Origin of the sequence: Deinococcus marmoris (assembly GCF_001949125.1) — a bacterium.
GTDB lineage: Bacteria > Deinococcota > Deinococci > Deinococcales > Deinococcaceae > Deinococcus > Deinococcus marmoris_A.
Genome location: NZ_MSTI01000061.1, coordinates 1 through 2,661, shown reverse-complemented (window position 1 = coordinate 2,661; position 2,661 = coordinate 1). Strand labels below are relative to the sequence as shown.

General features: G+C 61.1%; 3 protein-coding genes. 1 reads left to right on the top strand and 2 read right to left on the bottom strand.

Translation table 11 applies throughout. From position 1 onward, the window contains the following. Nucleotides 1-57: 57 nt before the first annotated feature. Nucleotides 58-690, bottom strand: a complete 633-nt coding sequence (locus tag BOO71_RS08520; RefSeq protein WP_075831522.1) for a TetR/AcrR family transcriptional regulator — start codon at nucleotides 688-690, stop codon at nucleotides 58-60. A gap of 72 nt (nucleotides 691-762) precedes the next feature. Between BOO71_RS08520 and BOO71_RS08515 the strand changes: the two genes are divergently transcribed. After that, nucleotides 763-1,893 carry an FAD-dependent monooxygenase gene (locus BOO71_RS08515; RefSeq protein ID WP_075831521.1) on the top strand — a complete coding sequence of 377 codons (1,131 nt, stop codon included), beginning with the start codon at nucleotides 763-765 and terminating at the stop codon, nucleotides 1,891-1,893. A gap of 477 nt (nucleotides 1,894-2,370) precedes the next feature. On the opposite strand, the gene BOO71_RS27740 is transcribed toward BOO71_RS08515, so the two are convergent. Beyond that, the coding region (locus BOO71_RS27740) for a hypothetical protein (RefSeq protein ID WP_217694868.1) at nucleotides 2,371-2,661 on the bottom strand (291 nt) is incomplete at its 5' end.

Sequence of the window (2,661 nt, the reverse complement as noted above, 5' to 3'; positions counted from 1 at the left end):
GGGAAAGCTGCGGTGGTCAAGGTCAGCGCTGGCATGTGCAGCGTGGCTGAACCTTTCTCAGATGTCTGACGACAGGTCGCGTTCTCCTGAAGACGTGTCCAACCACGGGGTAAGGGCCATCTGGGTGACCCGCAGGAGGGTGGCGCGCAGCTCTACTGGATCCTGTGGAGGCTCCTGCTCTTCAAAAAAGAGATCCAGCACTCCTGTCACTGCCCCGATGAAGGCTCCAGTCAGTGCAGCAGCCGAGATCGGACTGAGGTCTGCTGGGAAGACAGCGGCCAGATGGCGGGCAATTTCGCGCTGCGCGTCGAATTGATGTTGGAGTGCCCGGCCACGGACAGCGGGAACCGTTCGCATCAACCGCAATCGCAACGCCGCCCGGCGGCCCGTCAGGTCATCAGACTCCTGGGCGGAGGTGGTCATGGCGCGCAGCAACACCTGGACTGGGCCGTCGCCAGGCTGCCGGGCCGCGATGGCGCCAATGGCTGCGCCGATGCGCGCGTCGCTCTCCGGGAACAGCAGGTCTTCCTTGCTGGCAAAGTAGCTGAAGATGGCCCGCTTGCTGATCTCGGCGGCGGCGGCAATGTCGTCCAGGGTGGTTTCGGTGTAACCGTGCCGCTCGAAAAGGTCCGTTGCCGCAGTGAGGATGGCCTGTCGGGTACGCAGGCGCTTGCGTTCGCGCAAAGTCATAAAGACCATTGTAGTCACCGGATGCAAACATTCACTCGTTGCAAAATTGCGTCCAGTGAAATATAACTACCTATGACCCTTCCGCGCGTCCTGATTTCCGGCGCTGGTATCGCTGGCCCCACCCTCGCGTACTGGCTGGCGCGCAGCGGCTGGCAGCCCACCGTCATCGAGCGCTCAGACGGCCTGCGCTCCAGCGGCAATCCTGTGGATGTGCGCGGCCTGGCATTGAGCGTCGCCGAACGCATGGGCATCGTCGCGGCCCTTCAGGCCGCCGCGACGCCCGTGCGGGCCATGAGCTTGTATGACCGAGTGGGGCACCGCTTCGCCCGTCTGCCCACCCCAGCGGGCCGCAGCGATGCGGGCACCCCTGAACTTGAGCTTCCCCGCAGTGACCTGGCCCACGTCCTGTTTCAGGCGGCCCATGACGACACGGAGGTCCTCTTTGGCGACACCATCACCGCCTTGCAGCAGGATGCGGACGGCGTGGAGGTCACCTTTGAGCGTCACGCCGCCCGGCGCTTCGACCTGGTGATCGGCGCGGACGGCCTGCACTCCACCGTGCGCCGTCTGGTGTTCGGGCCAGACGGGCAATTCGTGCGGCATATGGGCATGTACGTCGCCACCACGGCCCTTCAGGGTTCGGTTGAGTTGCCGCAGGACGTGTTGCTCCACAATACCCCTGGACGGCTGGTGGCCGTTCATCCGGGGCGAGACCACGCGATGGTCGGCTTCTTTTTCCGGCAGGCTGCCGCTGATGTGAATCACCGGGATCTGGCGGCGGTCAAGCGATTCGTGGCGGCAGCATATGCGGGCGTGGGCTGGCGCGTGCCGGAACTCCTGGAGCAGTTGCACGCTGCACCAGACGTGTACTTCGACGCGGTCAGCGTGGTTCAGACGCCCCGGTGGTCCCAGGGGCGCGTGGCACTGCTGGGGGACGCCGCGTCGTGTCTGTCGTTGTTTGGAGAGGGGTCAAGCCTGGCGATGGCTGGAGCGTACACGCTGGCGCAGGCGCTGAGCGCCTGCCCGCACGATCACGCCCTGGCGTTCAGGCGATTCGAGGCCATACACCGCGCCAAGGTGGCCCCGAAGCTGCGTCATTTTGGCCCAGTGGCGTCGCTGATGGTTCCGCGTTCGTCTCCTGGCCTGATGGTTCGTAATCTCGCCGCCCGTTTGCTGTCGTACGGCAGTCAGAGGAGACAATGACCGTTGGGGAGGGCAGAGTGAACCTCATGCGGTTTCATGGTCTCTCTGATGGCTGCGAGAACGCTTAATAGCGCAACGAATGGGCTGCGCCGATGACAGGCAGATGCTGGCTTTGTGGATCCGCATTGCACAACGAATTTATTGGCAATAGGATCTCACAAGTTGCGGCTGGCTTGAATTGTAACTTGACTTGCAAGGGTAGATTTTTGTTCCTACGCGATTCCGTTGGTAAAGTCAGACGGGCAGGAAAATATATCCTGGGATGAGAATCCTCGTACTCCTGCTGAAGTCCGCACGAGCGCTCCAGCCGGTCTCGCCAGAAATTCTACCGGGGGATTCCAGGCGCAATCTGTCCCGTTCTGAAGACTTTTAAGGAGCTGGCGACTTTACCAACGGAATCCTGCGCTAGTCAGACCCCATAATCGGCGCAATGCGGCTGCTCTCGATTCTCTCTAAACCAGTTGTGCGGGTTGAGATTCAGAGACTGAAGGAGGCGAGATGCATTCTGAAGGCATCTTCGCCTGTCCAGCCGAAGAATTCCCGCGACCACGCCAGAAGAATGTTAAAGACCGCCGCAACATACGCCAGGTGAGCGGTTAAATACGCTTCCTGGCGATGGTCCATGTGTTTCAGATTCATGATTCGTGTGACCAGTGAAAACGCCGTTTCTACCTGCATTCTCACGTTCCAGGTGCCTTTTTTGCAGAGCTTGAGGTTTTCTGGAATACTGTCTTTTTTGGCGGATCGGAACCCCCAATCCTCCATGAC